Origin of the sequence: Curtobacterium sp. MCBD17_028, from assembly GCF_003234875.1 — a bacterium.
In the GTDB taxonomy this organism is placed as follows: Bacteria; Actinomycetota; Actinomycetes; order Actinomycetales; family Microbacteriaceae; genus Curtobacterium.
On the sequence record NZ_QKTQ01000004.1, the window covers coordinates 274,395 to 291,920 of the forward strand.

The 17,526-nt window shown below is 71.9% G+C and carries 17 protein-coding genes; 10 read left to right on the top strand and 7 right to left on the bottom strand.

Annotated features, from left to right (window positions below; all coding sequences use genetic code 11):
- Positions 1–48 precede the first annotated feature (48 nt).
- The 3 genes from DEI86_RS07530 (at position 49) to DEI86_RS07540 (ending at position 4,114) form a co-directional block, all read left to right on the top strand.
- Entirely contained in the window at positions 49–2,412 is a 2,364-nt protein-coding gene (locus tag DEI86_RS07530) for a PEP-utilizing enzyme (RefSeq protein ID WP_111049181.1), read from the top strand.
- Positions 2,409–3,224 (top strand): phosphatase PAP2 family protein, encoded by an 816-nt coding sequence (locus tag DEI86_RS07535; RefSeq protein WP_111049182.1) that lies wholly within the window; start codon positions 2,409–2,411, stop codon positions 3,222–3,224. Before DEI86_RS07530 ends, DEI86_RS07535 begins: the two co-directional genes overlap by 4 nt.
- 122 nt (positions 3,225–3,346) lie before the next feature.
- Positions 3,347–4,114 carry a hypothetical protein gene (locus tag DEI86_RS07540; protein WP_111025856.1) on the top strand — a complete coding sequence of 256 codons (768 nt, stop codon included), beginning with the start codon at positions 3,347–3,349 and terminating at the stop codon, positions 4,112–4,114.
- Between the two features lie 12 nt (positions 4,115–4,126).
- On the opposite strand, the gene DEI86_RS07545 is transcribed toward DEI86_RS07540, so the two are convergent.
- The 3 genes from DEI86_RS07545 to DEI86_RS07555 all read right to left on the bottom strand — a co-directional run bounded on the left by DEI86_RS07545 (position 4,127) and on the right by DEI86_RS07555 (position 6,982).
- Positions 4,127–4,891: an amidohydrolase gene (locus DEI86_RS07545; protein WP_111049183.1), complete on the bottom strand. Its 765-nt coding sequence runs from the start codon at positions 4,889–4,891 to the stop codon at positions 4,127–4,129.
- A 94-nt stretch (positions 4,892–4,985) separates the two neighbouring features.
- Positions 4,986–5,813 carry an endonuclease/exonuclease/phosphatase family protein gene (locus DEI86_RS07550; RefSeq protein ID WP_111036274.1) on the bottom strand — a complete coding sequence of 276 codons (828 nt, stop codon included), beginning with the start codon at positions 5,811–5,813 and terminating at the stop codon, positions 4,986–4,988.
- Positions 5,814–5,908: 95 nt separating this feature from the next.
- Positions 5,909–6,982: an alkene reductase gene (locus DEI86_RS07555; protein ID WP_181434776.1), complete on the bottom strand. Its 1,074-nt coding sequence runs from the start codon at positions 6,980–6,982 to the stop codon at positions 5,909–5,911.
- 144 nt (positions 6,983–7,126) lie between these two features.
- Here DEI86_RS07555 and DEI86_RS07560 point away from each other — a divergent pair, with 144 nt between their 5' ends.
- Positions 7,127–7,741: a TetR/AcrR family transcriptional regulator gene (locus DEI86_RS07560; RefSeq protein WP_111010591.1), complete on the top strand. Its 615-nt coding sequence runs from the start codon at positions 7,127–7,129 to the stop codon at positions 7,739–7,741.
- On the opposite strand, the gene DEI86_RS07565 is transcribed toward DEI86_RS07560, so the two are convergent.
- Both DEI86_RS07565 and DEI86_RS07570 read right to left on the bottom strand, forming a co-directional pair.
- Positions 7,738–8,040, bottom strand: a complete 303-nt coding sequence (locus DEI86_RS07565) for a transcriptional regulator (RefSeq protein WP_111071948.1) — start codon at positions 8,038–8,040, stop codon at positions 7,738–7,740. The two genes, DEI86_RS07560 and DEI86_RS07565, sit on opposite strands and share 4 nt — an antisense overlap.
- A gap of 8 nt (positions 8,041–8,048) precedes the next feature.
- Positions 8,049–8,528: a hypothetical protein gene (locus tag DEI86_RS07570; protein ID WP_111012964.1), complete on the bottom strand. Its 480-nt coding sequence runs from the start codon at positions 8,526–8,528 to the stop codon at positions 8,049–8,051.
- Between the two features lie 112 nt (positions 8,529–8,640).
- On the opposite strand from DEI86_RS07570, the gene DEI86_RS07575 reads away from it, so the two are divergent.
- Entirely contained in the window at positions 8,641–8,994 is a 354-nt protein-coding gene (locus DEI86_RS07575; RefSeq protein WP_111012963.1) for a hypothetical protein, read from the top strand.
- Between the two features lie 168 nt (positions 8,995–9,162).
- Positions 9,163–10,314: an acyltransferase gene (locus tag DEI86_RS07580; protein ID WP_181439727.1), complete on the top strand. Its 1,152-nt coding sequence runs from the start codon at positions 9,163–9,165 to the stop codon at positions 10,312–10,314.
- Here the strand turns inward: DEI86_RS07580 and DEI86_RS07585 are convergent.
- Positions 10,290–10,976, bottom strand: a complete 687-nt coding sequence (locus DEI86_RS07585) for a response regulator (RefSeq protein WP_111012961.1) — start codon at positions 10,974–10,976, stop codon at positions 10,290–10,292. The two genes, DEI86_RS07580 and DEI86_RS07585, sit on opposite strands and share 25 nt — an antisense overlap.
- On the bottom strand, positions 10,973–12,445 hold the full coding sequence (locus DEI86_RS07590) for an ATP-binding protein (protein WP_111049185.1): 1,473 nt from the start codon (positions 12,443–12,445) through the stop codon (positions 10,973–10,975). The genes DEI86_RS07585 and DEI86_RS07590 overlap by 4 nt, the downstream gene beginning before the upstream one ends.
- 325 nt (positions 12,446–12,770) lie before the next feature.
- On the opposite strand from DEI86_RS07590, the gene DEI86_RS07595 reads away from it, so the two are divergent.
- The 4 genes from DEI86_RS07595 (at position 12,771) to kdpB (ending at position 17,504) form a co-directional block, all read left to right on the top strand.
- A complete protein-coding gene (locus DEI86_RS07595) occupies positions 12,771–13,337 on the top strand; it encodes a hypothetical protein (protein WP_220038499.1) in 567 nt (188 codons plus the stop codon).
- Positions 13,338–13,591: 254 nt separating this feature from the next.
- Positions 13,592–13,681 carry a potassium-transporting ATPase subunit F gene (locus DEI86_RS07600; protein WP_111010581.1) on the top strand — a complete coding sequence of 30 codons (90 nt, stop codon included), beginning with the start codon at positions 13,592–13,594 and terminating at the stop codon, positions 13,679–13,681.
- The gene (kdpA, locus tag DEI86_RS07605; RefSeq protein WP_111049187.1) at positions 13,681–15,366 is read left to right on the top strand and encodes a potassium-transporting ATPase subunit KdpA; all 1,686 of its coding nucleotides are present in this window, start codon (positions 13,681–13,683) and stop codon (positions 15,364–15,366) included. Before DEI86_RS07600 ends, kdpA begins: the two co-directional genes overlap by 1 nt.
- Positions 15,363–17,504, top strand: a complete 2,142-nt coding sequence (gene kdpB / locus DEI86_RS07610) for a potassium-transporting ATPase subunit KdpB (protein ID WP_111049188.1) — start codon at positions 15,363–15,365, stop codon at positions 17,502–17,504. Before kdpA ends, kdpB begins: the two co-directional genes overlap by 4 nt.
- The last annotated feature ends 22 nt before the right edge of the window (positions 17,505–17,526 follow it).

Consider the following 17,526-nt stretch of genomic DNA (forward strand, 5'->3'; position numbering starts at 1 on the left):
CCTCGATCACCAACCGCGCAGCGCAGCGCACCGACACGGAGGACCGACATGGCCCAGCAGCTCACCGACGACGAGACCACCTTCGAGCAGGTCGGCACCGGCCTGACGGTCTACGAGACCGACGACCTCGTCGAGGGCGTGGCGAAGTGGCTCGAGACACCCGAGGACGTCATCGCCTTCGCCGACCTCGACGACGTGTCCGACGTCGTCGTGATCGCCCGCGGCGGCACCACGACCTTCCTGACGATGGCGCTCAACGCCGGCATCCGCGGCGTCGTCACGCTGCAGGGCGCACCGGAGAGCCACCTCGGCATCCTCTGCCGCGAGTACGGCATCCCGGCGGTGATGTCGGTCACGTTCGACAAGGGCGTCCGCACGCCGCGCGGCGAGGTGGTCCCCGCCGACGGCGTGCGGATCCGGCTCGACGTGTCGTCGCGGCCGGGAGGCACGGTGAGCGTCGAGCGCGGTGCTCCCGTCGACGACTCCCCGGCGCCCGAGAGCGCCGCCCCGGCGATGAGCCAGGAGGAGTTGGCGCAGATCATGCTCCTGCTCGAGAAGTTCGGTGGCGTCGTGCCGAAGGGTTCCGAGGGCGATGCCGTCATGCAGGCCGAGATGACCACCCGGGTGCTGTACACCGACGCGGAGTCGATCCACCGCGACCTCACGCGCGAGGAGGTCAACGAGGCGATCCGCTACTACACCTGGAACGAGTGGGACGCCCTCGCTTCGCGTGCCACCGAGGGTGAGTCCGGACTCATCCCCCGCCAGGAGTACGAGGCCATGGGGATCATGAACTGCTGGTTCCAGCACCCGCGGTGGCTCCGTGCGATCGAGGACCGGATCGGGATCGACGGCGTCGTCGACATCGCGTCGATCGCCAAGCGCGAGATCGGCACCAAGGTCAACATGCTGCACATCTGGGCGCTCGCCACCGCGCCGTCGTTCGGGCGGGGCATCGCGCTCGAGCTCGGCCTGCACGACGCCGACTACGAGGCCGACCGGATCCGCGACGCGTTCGGCGTCGTCCGTCGGCTCTACAACGGGTTCTGGGGCGACGGCCCGATCCTCACGTCGATGCAGGGGTACCGTGCCGAGGTCCTCGACCGCGACTGGATCGACCGCTTCGGCCAGGACCGGATCGCCCTGGGCGTGGACGCCGACCGCTCGACGTTCCAGCGGTTCCAGGGAGCCGCGGAGCTCATGGGGTTCCTGCTCCACTTCGACAACCGGCTCGGTGTGTCGGATCACGGGCCCTACCCGACCGACGACGGCGGGTTCGTCCTCGTCCGCGACATCTTCCTCAACGAGCCCGCCTGGCACTGGAACGACCCGGCCTCGCCGCTGCCCTGGTCCGTCACGACCGCGATGTTCTTCGGCCCGGACTCCGGCCTCGACGTCCAGGTCATCGACATCTCGACCGCGTTCACGAACCCGGCGAACTACGTGCCGTACATCCAGGGCGTGGCGGCGTACACCCGACCGACCTGGGACGCGCCGATGTCCGACATCGACGTCCTGTCGCTCGAGGACATGGCCGCCCTGCGCACGCAGATCGAGGCGCAGTCCGCCGCCCTGTACGGACGGATCGCGAGCATGGACCGCCGCGAGAAGATCGAGGCGGGCGCCCTCACGTACACCGCGGGCTTCGCGCTCCCGTTCGCCCGCGCCGCCGGCCTGCTCGACGAGCTCATCGCCGATCACGACTTCCTCGGGATCCACCCCGCGGTCGCCGCCTGCTACGACACGATCGTCAGCGGGGTCGCGACCGAGATGATCCCACGACTGTTCCTCACGGGGTCGTGGGGCAACCCCGTCCCCGAGACCGCCTCGACCGGTCTCGTCGCCGACGAGACCGAGTTCGCCGTCCTCCAGGCGCTGCGCGTCCGCGGGTTCGCCACGACCGAGCAGATCGCCGAGAGCACCGGGCTCGACGCCGCGGCGATCGACGCGACACTCGCCGCCACCGACGAGCGCGGACACACCCAGCCGACCGGGGGACGTCGGGCCATGCACACGCTCACGCCGGCCGGACGCGCCCGCGCCGTGCTCCTCGCGGGCGACCGACTCAGCGCCACGCAGCGCAGCACCGTGGCGGACGTGTACGAGTCGTTCCTGTTCCCGAACCGCGACGTCAAGCAGCTCACCGCGGACGCGCAGTCGGGAGCGGACGTCACGGAGCGACTCGAGGTCGTGCACGGGCAGATCGGAGCCGTGCTCGCTCAGCTCGGAGATGTCGACCCGCGCTTCGGTCGGTACGGCGAGCGGCTCGAGCGGGCGATCACGGCCTACCGCGGAGGCGACCGGGACGCCCTCGCCCGGCCCCTGTCCGGCTCGTACCACGACGTGTGGATGGAGCTGCACGAGGACCTCATCGCGACGCTCGGGCGGGAGCGCACGGAGGACGACGAGTGACCCACACCCACCGCGCCTCCAGTCCGACGTCAGTGGGCCGGCGAGACGTCACCGAGTGGCGGAGCCCCGCGGGCCGACGCCTGGCCGACCGCCACCAGCGGCTCGTCGACCGGGTCGGCGCGCACCGGGCGCTCATCGGCCTGCTCGCCGTCGGGGGCGGGGTCGCGGCCGGCGCGACCTGGCTCGCGGCGACGATCTACGACGACGTGGCCGACCGCAACGGCATCGCGAGCCTCGATCAGCCCGCGCTCGCCTTGGCCAAGCGGCTCCGCTCACCCGCGCTCGACGGCACGGCGGCGGCGATCGCGCACGGGTTCGGCCCGGTCGGCATGCCCCTGCTCGCGGCGGCAGCGGGTGGTGCGTTCGCGCTCGAGCAACGGAAGGCCGCGCCGTTCACGCTGCTCGCCGCTGCCGGGCTCGGCTCGCTCGGCATGACCGTCGCCGGCAAGCGGATCATCCACCGCCACCGGCCGGGCCGTCGTGACGCGATCCCGCCGTACGAGCGGTCGCCGTCGTTCCCGTCCGGGCACACGCTCAATGCGACGACGATCGCCGGGATCGTCGCGTACCTCCTGATGCTGCGGCAGCGTCGGCAGGCACCGCAGGTGGTCGTCGCCGGGTCGGCCCTCGCCACGATCGCTGGGGTCGGGCTGTCCCGGGTCCTGCTCGGCGCGCACTGGTTCACGGACGTCGCGGTGGGATGGACGACGGGTGCCGGGTGGCTCGCGACGGTCATCACCGTCCACCGACTGCACCTGACGACGGAGCACGGCAGGACGCCGGCCGCCACTGACATCGACGGCCGGCGCTGAGCCTCCCGGTCCGCGCATCCCGGAGGGCCGACACCGGTCCGCAGGTCACGATGCGGACACGGGGGCGTTGCGATTCGATGAATGCCGGTCACGGGAGCCTCCACGGCCCCTACGGTCGAGTGGTGACCGCTCGACCGCTGCTGCTGCCCACGCTCGTCGTGGGCGCGCTGCTGCTCGGCGGATGCAGCACCCCGGGGACCGCGGCGATCGCCGGAGCCACCACCGACGGGGCAGGCGCTGCCGTCGCCACGCCGCGCGTGGTCGAGACCGCCAGCCTCCTGAGGACCGATGGCGAGCCCAGCACCGACACGACGATCAGCGCCGCCAGCCTGCGGACCGTCGACGTCATCGAACTCGACGCCGAGCAGCTCCGCCTGTCCGACGGCGACGACCTCGTCGCGGTCGCGCCGATGACCGACGGCGACGCCACCGTGGGCCTCCTCCGTCGGCTGCTCGGCAAACCGCGGATCACCCGCACGGCGGTGGGCGACGGCGGCACCTGTGTCCCGGCGAGCACGTCGTACACGTGGGGCCGAGGCCTCCGGGTCGTCGACCTCGCGCAGACGTCCACCCGCGGGAACGCCGTCGACATCCGCATGCTCAAGGCGTCGATCACCGGACGGTCGGGGGCCACCGTGCACCTCCAGGGGCCCAACGGTGTCACGGTCGGCGACGACATCCGCGAGCGCGTCGCCACGGCCTCGGGCCGCGACAAGGAGTCCTACGCCTCGGGCGACCGCGCGAACTGGCAGATCGTGCTGCAGGAGGGCTGGGTCCTCGATCCGGACGCCTCCGACGCCGAGGTCGACGGCGTCTCCGCGATCACGAAGGGCACCGAGGTCGCCGTCATCGGATCGCCCATGCCGGTGCACTCGTCCGACGACTGCTAGTCCGCGCCGGTCTCAGTCGAGCGGGGTCCCGACCCGGTAGAAGGCGACCGCGTTGTCGACGAGCACGGCCCGGGCGTCGTCGGGATCGAGCCCCTCGACGGCCACGGCGACGTCCTCGTCCCGGAACGGTCGCCGCGCTCGCGTGCTCGGCAGGTCCGTCCCGAACAGGAGCGCGCGCGGGTCGACCCGGTGGACGGCGGCGAGGGTCTCGCGCACGTCGAGGTCCACGCGGCCGAACCCGGTCGCCTTGACACGGAGCCCGCGCTCGACGAGACGCAGCAGGACGTCCCGGTGCGCGTGCATCATCCCGAGGTGGTCGACGGAGGCACGGGGCAGCGCCCGGAGCACCGGCTCGAGTTCGGCGAGATCCGCCGCGTCGAGGTACAGCTCGACGTGCATGCCGGCGACGTCCCACGCTCGACGCCCGAGCGCCACGAGATCGGTCACCGCCGTGGATCCGCCGCGGTACAGGTTGCAGCGGATCCCCCGGACCCCGGCCGCGGCGAGCACCCGGAGTCCGTCGTCGGCGATGTCCGTCGGCACGTTCACGACGCCGACGAACGACGGTCCGAGCCGGTCCAGCGCGTCGAGGAGGTACGTCGTGTCGACGCCCTGGAACGAGCCGGACACCACGACGCCGCCGATCACGTCGAACGCCGCCGTGCGGGTCCGGTAGTCGTCGACCGTGAACCGCGGTGGGAGGTACCCGTCGTTCGGCACGAGCGGGAACCGCGGATCGATGACGTGGAGGTGGCTGTCGAAGACCTGGATCGGCACGCCGCCATGATGCCCACCCGTCCCCGCGAGATCGCACCTGCTGCCGCTCTGAAGCTCCCGAAAGGGGCAACGAGTGCGATCTCGCGGGCGGGCGTCAGACGCCCAGGACGAGCCGCGCCACCACCGGGAAGTGATCGCTCGCCGCCCAGGTGCTCGGGTCGTCGTGGTCGATGCGGATGCCCTCGACCTCCACGGGTCCGCGCGTCAGGATCCAGTCGATCCGGACACCCCCGTCCACGGGCGGCTCCCAGCCGTTGAAGCTCGACACGGGGTCGTCGGCACCGGCGCGCGTCCAGGCGTCCGCGAACCCCGCGACCGCCAAGCGTTCCGACGCCGCGGCGAGCCCCGCGCCCTCGTTGAAGTCCCCCGTGACGACGACCGGCCCGGAGGCATCGGCGAGGCGCGCGGCGATGAGGTCCGCGCTCATCCGGCGCACCTCGGCGCCCCGGGACGTCTGGACGTAGTCGGTGTGGGTCGTCAGGAGCGTGAAGCGCTCGTCGGTGACGAGGTCGTGGAAACGCCCCCAGGTCGCCATCCGGACGTGTGAGGTGTTCCAGGTGTTCGACCCGACGGCGTCCGGGGTGTCCGACAGCCAGAACGCGCCGTCCTCCTCGACCGCCACGCGGTCCCGTCGGTGGAACACCGCCGCGTACTCGCCACGCTCGCCGCCCTCGCGTCCCTGGCCGATGTCGCCGTACTCGGGCAGCGCTGCTCGGAGGTCCTCCATCTGCGCGTGGAACGCCTCCTGCACGCAGAGCACGTCGGGGTCGTTCCGCCGGATGATCGCCACGAGCAGCGGCAGGCGATCCGCCCAGTCGTGTGCCGGGTCGTGGTGGTGGTTCTTGACGTTGTAGGTCATCACCGTCAGGGGCACGGCGGTGCGGAGCGTCGCGGCTCCGCCGGTCGTGGAGGGACTGCTCACGCCGTCGACGCTATCGTGCGCCCGTCGTCACGTCCGGTTCCGGACGCGACGACGCCCTCCGTCCGTGCGCGGTCGGAGGGCGTCGGGTCGTGCGATCAGGCGCTGAGCGCCGGGTAGTCCGTGTACCCCTCGGCCGTCGTGCCGTAGAAGGTCGCCGGGTTCGGGGTGTTCTCCTCGGCGTCGCGCTCCCAACGGGTGGCGAGGTCGGGGTTCGCGATGGCGGCGCGGCCGACCCCGACGGCGTCGGCGAGACCAGCCTCGACGAGGCCGATCGCCTCGGTCCGGGTGGTCGGCGCGCTGAACCCGCTGTTCGCGATGAACGGCGCGCCGATGGTGCGTCGGATCCCCTGCACGAAGTCACCGGCGGGCTCGGCGTGGAGCACGTCGACGAACGCGAGCCCGAGCGGGGCGAGTCCCTCGGCCACGGCCGTGTACGTCGCGACGAGGTCGTCGCGGTCGGTCTCGAGCGCACCCTGGATGTTGTGCTCCGGGGAGAGGCGGATGCCCGTCCGGCCGGCACCGACGGCAGCGGCCACCGCGGCGGTCACCTCGACCGCGAGGCGCGCCCGGTTCTCCGGCGTCCCGCCGTACTCGTCCGTGCGCTCGTTCGACGCGGGCGAGAGGAACTGGTGCACCAGGTACCCGTTCGCGCCGTGGACCTCGACGCCGTCGAACCCGGCGCGGATCGCGTTGCGGGCCGCGGCGACGAACTGCTCGACGACCTCGTGCACCTCGTCGGTGGTGAGGGCGTGCGGCACCGGGTACTCGGCCTTGCCGAGCGGCGTGTGTGCCTCACCCGGAGCCGCGAGGGCGCTCGGGCCGACGATGCGCGGCGTCAGCGAGATGTCGGTGTGGGAAACGCGGCCGCCGTGCATGAGCTGCATCACGATCGTGCCCCCGGCGGCGTGCACCGCGTCGGCGACCCGGGCCCACCCGGCGACCTGCTCGTCCGTCTCGATGCCCGGCTGGCCGGGGTACGAGCGGGACTCCTGCACCGGCCAGGTCCCCTCGGTGACGATCATGCCGAGCCCGGCGCGCTGCGCGTAGTGCTCGACGAGCAGGTCGTTCGGGACGCCGTCGACCCCGGCGCGGGTGCGCGTGAGCGGGGCCATGACGATGCGGTTGCGGAGCTGGAGGTCGCCGAACTGGGCGGGGTCGAAGAGGTTCACACGAGGCCCGAACCGCGATCCGGGTTGTTCCATTCCGCAACTTGACCCCCAGAACGGGCGCTTTCCACAGGCTCCCGCCACCGCTTGCATGGAAGGACCGCGCACCACCCATGACGCGACGCCCACCGCAGGAGGACCACCCTGATGGAAACGACGACCGACACCACCGAGTCGGCCACCCAGACGCTCGCGGCCGTGGACGTCCGCATCGGCATCGTCGAGGCGGCCCTGCGGGTGCTGTCCCGCCAGTCCTACCGCCGCACGACGTTGCGGGACGTCGCGGACGAGGCCGGGATGACCCTGGAGCAGGTCGGCGAGCACTTCCCCACGTGGCCGGGGCTCGTCATGGCCACCCTGCACCACTGGCAGACCCTGCGGACCGCGCACCTCCTGGACGTCGGACGGGACCACGGCGTGCTCGAGTTCATGCGTCGCCTGGTCGAGGAGAACCTCGACGACCCCGTGATGGCACGGTTGCTCGTCATGGTGCTCGCGGAGGCGATGGACCCGACGCACCCGAGCGCGCCCTACCTGCAGACGCGCTACGAGGCGTTCCACCAGACCATCCTGACCGCGGTCGAACACGACATCGCGATGGGGCGCTTGCCCCACGACCTGCAGGCGGACCACGCCGCCGAGCTCATCCTCGGGCTCTGGGAAGGGCTGTGGATGCAGTTCCTGCTCCGCCCGCAGATGGACATGCAGGCGGCGTTCGACCGCGCGCTCGGTGTGCTGGTCCGCGACTGGCGCGTGGTCTAACCCAGGTCGCCTGCGTCCGGGGCGAGTGCGCTGAGGTACGCGAAGTGCGCATCGAGCGCACGGCGACCGTCGCGCGTCAGGCCGGCCCAGGTGCGGGCGTGGCCTCGGTCGCGCTGGACCCGGCGGAGCACCACGTAACCGGCGTCGGTGAGCACCCGGAGGTGCTTGCTCAGCGTCGCGTCCGAGACGTCGAGTGCGTCCCGCAAGGTCGCGAACTCGACCTCGCCACCGCGTGCCAGCAGCGCGCAGATCTGGAGGCGCTGTGGCGCGTGGATCGTCGCGTCGAACGTCGGTTCCATCGGTGCCGTCACGCGTCGCGGCGCCCGAGGTACCGCCGTGCGGCCGCGTCCGCGAGCGGACCGGTCAGGGCGGACACGAGCCCGACGACCGTCGCCACCACGATGCCCTCGGGCACGGTCCAGGAGCGCAGGACGACCGAGGCCGTGAGCGCTGCGACGGCGACGACCAGGGCGATGACGGACCAGGGAGCGCCCGCGCGGAGGAACTGCCACCGGTCCGGGTTCGCCCGCGAGAACCCGACCACGCCCGTGCGGCGCCGTGCCAGGCCGATGGACAGGACGAGCCCGATGCCGAGCGGGAGGAGGTCCCACGCGGATCGGCTCCGCACGCCGTAGACGGTGAGGGCGATGCCGAGGCCGTGCAGCGCGTGGAACCACCACGGTGAGCGCAGCCGGTCGGTCATCCGGGCGCGTGCGGCACGGACGGCTTCGCGGGCTGCGAGCGGGTCGATCGGCCCGAAGGCCCGGTTCTCGTCGATGTTTTCCATGTCGGCAACAATACTGTTTCCAACACGGAAAGCAAGAGGCACGGGTGCGGCGGCCTGCGGACGCCACCGTCGCGGCGGACTAGCGTCGGGCCTCCAGACGGAAGGGACGGGCATGACGGACCTGGGACCACGCGAGACGGGGGCCGGCGACGAACGCGGCCCGCTGCAGAAGGCGGCCGACGCGTCGACCGGACGGCAGGAGCACGGCATCGGCGACCACGCCCACCGCGTGAAGGACACGGCGTACAGCCCCTCGAGCGACGCCGAGACGGAGGCCGCGCAGGACCTCCAGCGCGACGACGCCGACCTGGCGGAGGACGGCATCGACCCGTCGAAGGTCGTGACGGCGCCGGGGACCGGCGGCGCGGACGACGTCGGCGACGTCGAGCCCGAGGCGGGTGACATCCACCTGCCGTTCCAGGCGTCGGACAACGGCGCCGGCGACAACACGACCGGCCCGCGGTAGTCAGACCGTGGCACGCACGGGCGGACGCTCCTGCTGTCCCTCCTCGCGCTGCTGTTACTGCGGGGCGGTGTGCGCGGCGCCTGACCCCGAGGTCGGACCTCTGGCGCGGTGGCTCATCGTCGCGCTCGATGGACGTCCCGCAAAGCTGTCGCGCCTACCGTGCCCCGGGTGTCGGAGCCCGAACTCGCCGCAGCGCAGACAACGCCGCGCTCGCACCTGTACGAGATCGACGTGCTCCGGCTCCTCACGTTCGCGTGCGTCATCGCCGTCCACACCGTCAACTACATCGGCGGGTTCGGCGTCGTCACGGACGCGCTGCTCACCCTGCTCCACTTCACGCGTGGGGCGTTCTTCTGGCTGACCGCGTTCGTGCTCACCTACGGGCAGCTCCGTCGGCCGCGGCCGCTCCGCCGGTTCTGGCCGCGGCGGTTCCTGCTCGTCGGGCTGCCGTACGTCGTCTGGTCGGGCGTGTACGTGTTCCTGAACGCGACGATCTCGGACTCGCTCGGTGACCCGATCGCCCGGCTCGTCGACTGGGGGCAGGCGCTCCTGCGGGGCGACGCGGCGGAGCAGCTGTACTTCCTGCTCGTGACCATGCAGGTGTACCTCGTGATCCCGGCGTTCATCTGGGCCGTGCGGCGGTTCCCCGAGGCCCACCTGCTGTTCCTCTCGGTCGCGTTCCTCGTCCAGGGCGCGGTGTTCTGGGTCGCGCGGTACGAGCCCGCGACCGTCGCCTGGACGCACGGCTCCCTGACGAGTGTGTTCACGAGCTACCTGTTCTTCGTCGTGGGCGGCGTCGTCGCCGGCGCGCATGCCGACGCGGTGCTGCGGTGGGTGCGCAGGCACCGGGTCGTCCTCGCGGTCGCACTCACCGCCACCGCGGTGCTCGCCCTCGCCGTCTACGCGCTGAACCGTCACATCGGCCTCGACCTCAGCGACGCCTCGGACGAGATGCAGCCCGTGCAGCTCGTGTGGAGCACGGTCGCGACACTCGCCCTGCTGAGCGTCGGCGCCTGGTGGGCGGACCACCGCCGCCCGGGTTCGTGGGACGACCGGACGCTCGCGTGGGCGTCGGACCGGTCGTTCGGGATCTTCCTGAGCCATCCGGCGATGATCACGATCCTGCTCGCGCTCGGCATCACGGCACCGTCGAACCCGGCCGCCCTGCGCGTGCCGATCGCGTACGTGCTCGTCGTGATCGGTGCGGTCGTCGCCACCGAGGCATTCCGGTGGACGCCGCTCAGCCTGCCGCTGACGGGGCGGCCGATGGTGCGTCGCGCCCGGGAGGCCCGTGTTCAGCCCGTCGGTGAGAACCGGTAGCCCATCCCCGCCTCGGTGACGAGGTACCGCGGGCTCGCCGGATCCGGCTCGAGCTTCTTCCGCAGCTGCGCCATGTACAGCCGCAGGTACCCGCTGTCACCCCCGTGCGACGGACCCCACACCTCGGTGAGGAGCATCTCACGGGTCATGAGTCGATCCGGGTGCGCCAGGAGGACCTCGAGCAGCCGCCACTCCGTCGGGGTGAGCCGCACGGGGGCGCCGGTGCCTTCGGCCCACGTCACCTGCTTGGCGGCGAGGTCGACCACGAGGTCGCCGATCCGGACGGTCGGGGCCTCCTCGGCCGGGGCCCGTCGACGGCCGAGCGCCCGGAGGCGGGCCAGGAGCTCGTCCATCTGGAACGGCTTCGTCACGTAGTCGTCCGCCCCGGCGTCGAGCGCGTCCACCTTGTCGGCCGAGTCCGTGCGGCCGGACAACACGAGCACGGGCACCTGGGTCCACGCCCGGAGCGCCTCGAGCACCCCGAGACCGTCGAGCCGCGGCATGCCGAGGTCGAGGAGCACGAGGTCCGGCCGCTGCGTGATCACCGCGTCGAGCGCAGCCCGGCCGTCGCGGGCGGTGACGATCTCGTAACCACGGGCGCCGAGCGTGACGGACATGGCTCGGACGAGCTGGGCGTCGTCGTCGGCGATGAGGATCTTCACTGTTGTCCTTCCTGGCCCGCGCCGGCGACCGGCAGGCGGACGACGACCGTGAGCCCGCCACCCGGGGTGTCGTCGACCCGGATGGTCCCACCCATGCCCTCGGTGAACCCGCGGGCGAGCGCGAGTCCGAGTCCGAGTCCGCTCTCGTTGTCCGTGTCCCCGAGCCGCTGGAAGGGCAGGAACACGTCCTCGCGACGCTCGGGCGGGATGCCCGGCCCCGTGTCCGCGACGCGCAGCTCGACGGCGGGGCCGAAGGCACTCGCGGCCACGCGGATCCGTGCCCCCTCCGGCGAGTAGCGCTGCGCGTTCGCGAGCAGGTTCACGACGACCCGCTGCAGGAGCACCGGATCGGCGCGGACGGGCAGGAGATCGGCGGGCAGGTCGAGGTCGACGTCCGTGGGACCGAGTGCGAGCTCGTCGAGCGCCGGGGCGACGACGTCCTCCAGGGCGATCGTCTGCGGCGTCACCGCGAGCACCCCGGCCTGCACGCGGCTCACGTCGAGCAGGTCGGCCAGCAACGCCGCGAGGGACCGCAGGCTCTCGTCGGCGGTCGCGAGCAGTTCCTCCCGGTCGGACTCCGTCAGCGTGACGTCGGCTGCGCGGAGCCCGCCGATCGCGGCCGTGGCCGCGGCCACCGGGCGGCGCACGTCGTGTCCGACCGCGGCGAGCAGGGCGCTCCGGACCCGGTCGGTGGCCGCGATCCGCTCCGCGTCGACGGCGGCCCGGGCGAGCACGCGGTGCTCGAGCGCGGCGTCGATCTGCTGCTCGACGACGGCCAGGAGGCGCCGCTCACCCGGTCCGACCGTGCCACCCCGGATCTCGAGCAGACCGCCGGCCGGGAGGCGCCGGGTCACGTCCGCGTCGCCACGCACGTCACCGGACACCGCGGCCTCGACCCCGTCGGCCAGGACGCGCACGCTCGCGACGCCGAAGGCCTCCCGTGTGCGGTCGACGAGTGCGTCGAGGGCGTCGTCGCCGCGCAGCACCCCGCCGGCGATGCTCGTGAGCAGGGCGGACTCGGCTGCCGCCCGACGCGCAGCCCGGGCGTGCCGGGCCGAACGGTCGACGACCACGCTCACGAGCACCGCGCTGACGACGTAGAGCACGAGGGCGACGAGGTGCGACGGCTGCTGCACCGTGATGCGGTGGACCGGGGCGACGAAGAAGTAGTCGAGCGACAGTCCCGACAGCATCGCGGCGAGCACCGCCGGCCACGCGCCGCCGACGAGTGCGGCGACGAGCACGAGGAGCTGGTACGCCAGCGCCTCGACCGTGATGTCCCCGCGCGCCCCGATCGCGACGAGCAACGCGGTGAGCGACGGTCCGACGACGACCACCAGCGCGACGGCACCGAGCACGCGGGACCGGCTGAGGCTGCCGGTCCGTCCGGTCGCGAACCGAACGGTGCGGCGGAGCACCGAGGAGTCGGTGTGGACCGCGTGATCGGCCTCGGGTCGTCGACGCTCCATGCGCTCATCCTGCCGTGGGGACGCGCCCCGCGCGCCCACCCGGACGATATACTACGTATCAGCGAGGGACACGGGCGACGACGACCTAGAGACGGCAGAAGCTCCGGGTCCGCCGAGGCGGAATACCGGAGCTTCCTTCCGTGGCCCAGGCGACATGCGGCAGAGGTCATCGAGGGCTTTCGAGAGGAACATACCACATTCCATGCGTGATACGGACGATGCCTGGTTCCGAAGCTGGGTGAGTGAACCGAGGCTCGAACCGTACCTCCGAGCCGCCGGCCACGATGCCCGACGCGCTCGTGCGCTGTACGGATGGAACGCACGGTTGGCGTCTGCCTTCCTCCACGACCTCGCGCATCTGGAGGTCGGTCTCCGGAACGCCTTCGACCGCGCGCTCTGCGACGCGGTCCTCGCTGGCGACGACCACTGGACGGACCGCCGGACGCTCCGTCAGCTGTTCCCGGTCCAGGCGCGTCCAGATCGACGCACCGGTGGGATCCGAGACGCCAACGCCATCGCGCGCCGAAGGGTGGCCGAGGCGACCGCACGGGCGCGACCAGCAGACGGAAGCACCGTGCTCCCCGGCAAGATCATCGCCGAGCTGCCGTTCGGATTCTGGGCATTGATGCCCACGGACCGTCTGGAACGGGGAGTCTGGCGACCGTACCTGCACCGTGTGTACGGACCGGGAACCCACCGTGATGACGTGCGCGACGCGCTCGACGCCCTCCGGCGGTTCCGGAACCGGGTCGCCCATCACGAGTGCATCATGCAGGGCGCGGAAACCCACCGCCGTCGGCTCGTCGGGCAGGTGCGCCGGCTGTCCGAGGAGGCCGCGCGCGACCTCGCCGCGCGGAGTGACGTCGCGCGCCTCCTGCGCGAGCGCCCGTGACCGCCGCACCGGGGGCGGGCGTTAGTGGTCCGTACGGCTTCGCTCCGGGGCCGTTAGGGAACCGTGAGGACGCCCGGTCGGACTCCGCGCCGGGCGCACGATCACTTCCGGCATCCGGATCGGGTGCGGCCCCGGCTCCGGCCCCGGCCAGCTGACAACCAGGAGTTGGTCCTCGTGTTCGACGTGTTCGTCGTCCTCGGCACGGTCGCGCTGTTCAGCGTGATCGCGCTCATCGGCAAGGGGGTGGAGCGCCTGTGATCGTCATCACCATCGCCGCGGCCGTGCTCGGCATCGCCGCCATCGGCTACCTCGTGTGGGCGCTCGTGCGCCCGGAGCAGTTCTGATGAGCGCCGGGGAGACCTGGGCGGGCATCGCGTCCGTCGCGGCACTCGTGCTGCTCCTCGTCGTCGTGCACCGCCCACTCGGCGACCACATGGCCCGCCTCTACACGCCCACGAAGCACATGCGTGTGGAGCGCGGCGTGTACCGGCTCATCGGGGTCGACCCCGACGCGGAGCAGTCGTGGCCCGCCTACCTGCGGAGCGTCCTGCTGTTCAGCGTGGTCGGCGTGTTCGCCATCTACACGCTCGAGCGTCTGCAGGCCGTGCTCCCCGCGAGCCTCGGACTGCCCGCGGTCACGCCGAGCCTGGCATTCGACACGGCGGTCTCGTTCGTGACGAACACGAACTGGCAGTCGTACTCCCCCGAGCTCACCCTGGGCTACACGGTCCAGATGGCCGGCCTGGCCGTGCAGAACTTCCTGTCGGCCGCGGTCGGCATGGCGGTCGCCGCGGCGCTCGTCCGCGGATTCGCCCGGCGACGTACCGGGACCCTCGGCAACTTCTGGGTGGACACGGTCCGCACGGTGTGGCGTCTGCTGCTGCCGGTGTCCTTCGTGTTCGCGATCGTCCTCATCGCGGGCGGCGCCGTGCAGAACTTCCTCGACCCGACCACCGTGCACACGCTCGCGGGCGGCACGCAGACGATCGCGGGTGGCCCCGCGGCGTCGCAGGAGGCCATCAAGGAGTTCGGCACGAACGGCGGCGGGTTCTTCAACGCGAACTCCGCCCACCCGTTCGAGAACCCGCAGCCGTGGACGAACCTCCTCGAGGTGTTCCTGCTGCTGGCGATCCCGTTCAGCCTGCCGCGCACGTTCGGCACGATGGTCGGCGACCGCCGCCAGGGGTACGCCATCCTCGCCACGATGGGCGTCATCTTCCTCGTCTCGCTCTCGGCGATGTCGTCACTCGAGCTCGCCGGCGGCGGCACCGCGACCCACCTCGCGGGTGCCGCGATGGAGGGCAAGGAGGTCCGGTTCGGCGTCATCGGGACGACGATCTTCAACACCTCCTCGACCATCACGTCCACCGGCGCCGTGGACGGCATGATCGACAGCCAGACCCCGCTCGGCGGCATGATGGCGATGATCAACATGATGCTCGGCGAGATCGCGCCGGGTGGGACCGGGTCCGGCCTGTACGGCATGCTCGTCCTCGCCGTCATCACGGTGTTCATCGCCGGCCTGCTCGTCGGCCGCACGCCCGAGTACCTCGGCAAGAAGATCCGTGCCCGCGAGATGACGTTCGCGTCCCTGTACGTGCTCGTCACACCGGCCATCGTCCTGCTCGGTGCGGGACTCTCCCTGGTGATCCCCGGCGTCGCGCAGCAGGTCGAGCACACCTCGATCTCCAACCCGGGCAACCACGGGTTCTCCGAGCTGCTCTACGCGTTCACGAGCGCCGCGAACAACAACGGGTCCGCGTTCGGCGGCATCACCGCGAACACGACGTGGATGAACTCGGCCCTCGCGGTCGCGATGGCCCTGGGCCGCTTCGTCCCGATCGTGCTCGTGCTCGCGCTCGCCGGGTCCCTCGCCCAGCAGGACCACGTGCCCGCCACCTCCGGGACGCTGCCGACGCACCGCCCGCTGTTCATCGTCCTGCTCGCCGGTGTCGCCGTGATCGTCACCGCCCTGACCTACTTCCCGGTCCTCGCACTGGGCCCCCTCGCAGAAGGACTCGTCCGATGAGCACCACCGCTCCCGACACCGAGGACACGACCGTGTCCGACCACCCGACCCGGCGGAACGCCGCGTTCGGCCCCCGGCAACTCGCCGCCGGCCTCCCGGGCGCCGTCCGCAAGCTCGACCCCCGCATGATGTGGGGGAACCCCGTCATGTTCATCGTCGAGGTCGGCGCCGCACTGACGACGGTCACCGCGATCGTCGACCCCCTCTCGCACGAGTCGGCAACGGGCGCCGCGGCCGTCCCCGCGTCCTTCACCTGGGCGATCGCGATCTGGCTCTGGCTCACGGTCGTGTTCGCGAACCTCGCCGAGTCCGTGGCCGAGGGGCGCGGCAAGGCGCAGGCCGACGCGCTCCGGAAGACCCGCAGCACGACGACGGCCCGCCGTGTCGTCGCGTACGACCGAGCCGGGGACCCCGCTGCCGACCGGGCACAGACCGAGGAGGTCGCCAGCGTCGACCTGGCCAAGGGCGACGTCGTGCTCGTCGAGGCGAACGACGTGATCCCGGGCGACGGCGACGTCATCGACGGCATCGCCTCGGTCGACGAATCGGCCGTCACGGGCGAGTCCGCCCCCGTCATCCGCGAGTCCGGCGGCGACCGCTCGGCCGTCACGGGCGGCACGCGCGTGCTGTCCGACCGGATCGTCGTGCGGATCACGTCGACGCCGGGCGAGACGTTCATCGACCGGATGATCCGGCTCGTCGAGGGCGCGGCACGGCAGAAGACCCCGAACGAGATCGCGCTCAACATCCTGCTCGCGTCGCTGTCGATCATCTTCGTCATCGTCTGCCTCACGCTCCAGCCACTCGCCGGCCTCGTCGGGTCGACCGTCAGCGTCACGGTGCTCATCGCCCTGCTGGTCTGCCTCATCCCGACCACGATCGGCGCGCTGCTCTCCGCGATCGGCATCGCCGGCATGGACCGGCTGGTCCAGCACAACGTGCTCGCGATGTCGGGCCGCGCGGTCGAGGCCGCCGGCGACATCACCACACTGCTCCTCGACAAGACGGGCACGATCACGTACGGCAACCGCCGGGCCTCCCGGGTCGTCCCGGTCGGCGCGGTGACGGAGGCCGAACTCATGGCCGCCACCGCGCTCTCGTCGGCCGCCGACGGCACGCCGGAGGGCCGCTCGATCGTCGAACTCGCCGCCCAGGCCGGCGCCCCGACGGGCGCCCCCGCGGGCGCAGTCGAGGTCCCCTTCACGGCGCAGACCCGCATGTCCGGTGTCGACCTCCGTGACGGCACGCAGGTCCGGAAGGGCGCCGCGGCCGCGGTGCTCGACTGGGCCGGGACGAGCGACAGCGCCGTGGTCGCCCAGGTCGACGCCACCGTGGCGGAGATCTCGGACCAGGGCGGGACCCCACTCGTCGTCGCGCGCCGGGACGCGGACGGCACCACGGCCCTCCTCGGCGTCGTGCACCTCAAGGACGTCGTCAAGGACGGCATCGCCGAGCGCTTCGCGGACATGCGCGCCATGGGCATCCGCACCGTCATGATCACGGGTGACAACCCGCGCACGGCGGCCGCGATCGCGGCCGAGGCGGGCGTCGACGACTTCCTCGCCGAGGCGACGCCCGAGGACAAGCTGCGGCTCATCAAGCAGGAGCAGGAGGGCGGCAACCTCGTCGCGATGACCGGTGACGGCACGAACGACGCCCCGGCGCTCGCCCAAGCCGACGTCGGCGTCGCGATGAACACGGGCACGACCGCGGCCAAGGAGGCCGGCAACATGGTCGACCTCGACTCGGACCCGACGAAGCTCATCGACGTCGTGCGGATCGGCAAGCAGTTGCTCATCACCCGCGGGGCGCTCACCACGTTCTCGATCGCGAACGACGTCGCGAAGTACTTCGCGATCATCCCCGCGATGTTCCAGGTGGCGTTCCCCGGCCTGGCGGTGCTCAACGTCATGCACCTGCACAGCCCGGCGTCGGCGATCCTCAGCGCGGTCGTGTTCAACGCGCTCGTCATCGTCGCGCTCATCCCCCTGTCGCTCCGCGGCGTCACGTACCGGGCAGCGTCCGCGTCGAGCATCCTCGGCCGGAACCTGCTCGTCTACGGCCTCGGCGGCGTCATCGTGCCGTTCATCGGCATCAAGATCATCGACCTCATCGTCGGTCTCATCCCGGGCTTCTGAGCCCGGCAACGAGGAGTTCCAC